Origin of the sequence: Synechococcus sp. R55.8 (assembly GCF_047461895.1) — a bacterium.
Taxonomy (GTDB): domain Bacteria; phylum Cyanobacteriota; class Cyanobacteriia; order Thermostichales; family Thermostichaceae; genus Thermostichus.
The window spans coordinates 8,432-11,658 of record NZ_JANSIB010000098.1 but is presented as its reverse complement, the minus strand read 5'-3'; the positions used below and the strand labels follow the sequence as shown (position 1 = coordinate 11,658).

Sequence of the window (3,227 nt, the reverse complement as noted above, 5' to 3'; positions counted from 1 at the left end):
CCCCCCCAACGATCTCGCTGCGATTCAGACCTCCAACGGGCTGCCAGCGACGCCCCCGTCCCCCGCGTTGGGCGTGGGGGTGGGGGTGAGGGTCAAAAAAACAGACATACCCCAACAAGCTCTCCTCCACCTCTACGCCCGCCTGAATCACGCCTACCGCACGGGACGCTGGGAGCCAGTGGCGCCGCATGCGGTGCGCCCGTCGGCGTGGCGCGGAGCGTTGGGGCTGCTGGGCTACTACCTGCCGCGTCTGCCCTACACGGCATACAAGGCGTGGGCGGAGTGGCGCGCGCCCGTCCGCGACGGCTACTTGCTTATGGAGACCGCTGCGGGCGACCCGACCGTCTGCCGCGCCGATTCGTAGATCTGCAGGATGCGATCCACCACCGCAGGCACGGAGAGCGTCTCGCGTTTGCGGATCGCGCGTTGGCGCAACGCCTCGCGTTCCGCCTCGTGGCGCGTGAGGTACAGCACGGCTTCCACGAACGCTTCGGGCGTCGGCTTGACGACCAGCCCTGTCTGCCCGTAGTCCACCGCTTCGGGCGCGCCGCCGCCGTTAGCGACGATGCAGGGCAAGCCCGCCGCCTGCGCCTCGTCCAGCACCAGCCCCTGCGACTCGGTCACCGACGGGAACACGAACAAGTCTGCCGCCAGCAGGTACAGCGACACCTCGTCGCGCGGCACAGCACCCGTGAACTGCACCCACGCGGTGAGTTGACGCGCTTCGGCTTCGGCGCGGAGCGACTCCAGCGCGGGACCCGGCCCCACCAGCCACAGTCGCGCGTTGGGGCAGCCGCGCACGATGTGCGGCATCGCCTCCAGCAGCACGGAGACATTCTTTTCGGGCGCCATCCGCCCAACATACAGGAGCATCCACACATCCTCTGGAATGCCCAGCCGCGCCCGCGCCTCCGCCTTGCTGACTTCAGGGAACGGCAGCACAGGGTTGCGTATCGGCGTAATCGGCTTGCGCACGCCATACTTGCGCAGCACCTCCGCGCCGATGTCCGATGGGGTCATCACAGCGTTCGCGCCCTCGTAGTAGCGGCGCAGATGCCAGCGCAGCAGGCGACGCACAGGCGCGCGCGGCACAACGCGCGGCACATAGTGCAGGTACTCCTCGTACAGCGTGTGGTAGGTGCTGACCAGCGGGATACGCAGCCGCCTTGCCCACCGCGCGCCCACAATCCCCGTGAAAAACGGGGTATGCGTATGCACAACATCAATCCCCAGCGTGCGGAACTCGCGCCACAGCGCGGGCGCAAACGGCAGCGCAATCGGGTAGTCGGGCTCGAACGGCGTGTAGACCGACGGCAGGCGACGCACGGTGGGGTAGGGGTCTTGATAGCCGCGGTAGTGCGGCGCGTAAATCCAGACCTCGTGCCCGCGGCGGGTCAGCTCCTCGTGCAGGATTCGAATCGAGACGCTGACCCCATTCAGGTACGGTAGATAGCTCTCTGAGAAGATGGCGACTTTCACGGCGCTTCCGATTCGCGATGGGCGTTGCGGTTCCCGCGCGGCTGGCGCAGGGCTTGCTCTTCCAGGAACGCCACGATGTCCGACAGGCGGAATCGGCGTTGGTTGCCCTCTGTGCGGAAGCAGCGCAGCCAGCCGCGATCGGTGTAGCGGCGCACGGTCGCAGGGCACACGCCCAGCAGGCGCGCCGTCTCTTCCAGCGTCAGCACGGGGTCGGTCAGCCGCGCGATGAGTTCCTCGCGGCTCTCGTCGCGCCCGCGCACGGGATAGTATTTGCGCGTGACGCCGTCGTCCGTCCACTCCGCCAGGTAGCGCAGGTACTGGGGCAGTTTCGCCCAGAGTTCATCGGCTTCGGGCGGCACAACCGCTTCGGGCGATGGTTTCTTGCCGCGTCGCTTGCGCTTGCGCAGGCGCGGTCCGTCCGAGGGCGGCTCGGTCGGCGCAGGGGCAGACTCTGACTGTGGCGCTGTAGGGACAGGCGCGGCACTGGGAGAGGGCGCAGCGGACGGTTTCCTGCCCAGTTCCTGCTCAATTAGCGGCACAAACTCGGCGAAATCGGGCACACGAATCGAGACCAGCGCGTCTCTGCGCATCTCCGTCGCTATCGGCGGGGCAGCCGTTGGTTCGGAGTTTGGTAGCGGTTCGCCCACGCGCAGGGCAGGTTGGGGCAGCTCCGCAGGCGGCTGTGGTGGTGCCGGGGGCGACTGCGCAGGCACCTCCGTCGGCGACTCCGACGACGGCTCGGGCTCGTCGTCTGCAAACTGGCTTTCGAGATAGCGATACCAATCGGTCAGGCTCAGACGGCTCATGGGCGTGCGGTATAGTGTACCTTAAAGGCAAAAACGGCTCCAGAGGGTTCTGGAGCCGTGGAGGTGATTTCAATCTGGGCATCGACCTATTTTCCCACTCCGTTACCAGAGCAGTATCTTCGGCGCTGGAGGGCTTAACTGCCGTGTTCGGGATGGGAACGGGTGTTTCCCCTCCGCTATGGACACCCAGATTGAAAGCGCGTAATCCGCCGCTCATGAGAGGGTCGGCTCCCTCTCAGGAGAGGTTTTGACAACTGGAACTGGAGTCGTCGGAAGTGCGTCAATAGGCAAGCCCTCGGTCAATTAGTACGGCTCAGCTCAACGCATTACTGCGCTTACACCTGCCGCCTATCAACCCGGTCATCTACCGGGGACCTTACTCCGTTGCCCGGATGGGAGACCTTATCTTGGGGTGGGCTTGGCGCTTAGATGCTTTCAGCGCTTATCCCGTCCCGACATGGCTACCCAGCGTCTGCCCCTGGCGGGACAACTGGTACACCAGAGGTCAGTCCAGCCCGGTCCTCTCGTACTAGGGCCAGCTCCCCTCAAGTCTCCTACGCCTGCGGTGGATAGGGACCGACAATCTGTTACTTTCAGCGCACAGAGGGTGCGCCTACTGACCCCGTGATTAGCTCACGAGGCGGGCAAGCCTTTCGGCTTACCTCTGCATGTCGCCATGCAGTTCGGACTGTATCTTCGCCTTCTGGCTACAAGAAGGCGTCTGGCGTACAGTCTCTGAGGGTTCCAGATGAGCTGACTATATCCAAGTGACGAAACCTGCAATATAGTAGCCGATAGGCTCATCTGGCCTTCCCTGCTGATTGCCTGCACCTGACGCATTGTCACGCATGCGTTAAGTGTAGCATGCGTAGCGCAGGATACTCACCAGGCTTCCCAGCATATAGCCAGATTTATAGACAGCACGGTAGGTACTGTCTCACG

3 protein-coding genes and 2 rRNA genes (1 of these 5 cut by a window edge) are annotated in these 3,227 nt (G+C 64.4%); all 5 read right to left on the bottom strand.

Features of this window, described 5'->3' with window-relative positions:
* Positions 1-190 (bottom strand): hypothetical protein (locus NW829_RS10105; protein ID WP_414417003.1); only part of this gene is annotated, 190 nt, incomplete at its 3' end.
* A gap of 116 nt (positions 191-306) precedes the next feature.
* The gene (locus tag NW829_RS10100; RefSeq protein ID WP_414417002.1) at positions 307-1,479 is read right to left on the bottom strand and encodes a glycosyltransferase; all 1,173 of its coding nucleotides are present in this window, start codon (positions 1,477-1,479) and stop codon (positions 307-309) included.
* Positions 1,476-2,285: a MerR family transcriptional regulator gene (locus NW829_RS10095; protein ID WP_414417001.1), complete on the bottom strand. Its 810-nt coding sequence runs from the start codon at positions 2,283-2,285 to the stop codon at positions 1,476-1,478. Before NW829_RS10095 ends, NW829_RS10100 begins: the two co-directional genes overlap by 4 nt.
* Before the next feature lie 73 nt (positions 2,286-2,358).
* Positions 2,359-2,475 (bottom strand): 5S ribosomal RNA (rrf, locus tag NW829_RS10090).
* 93 nt (positions 2,476-2,568) lie between these two features.
* Positions 2,569-3,227 (bottom strand): 23S ribosomal RNA (locus NW829_RS10085) (it continues 4,230 nt past the right edge of the window).

Excerpts from the sequence above, each read along its gene's own strand:
- NW829_RS10095 (WP_414417001.1), bottom strand. The coding sequence starts at position 2,285 with ATGAGCCGTCTGAGCCTGACCGATTGGTATCGCTATCTCGAAAGCCAG.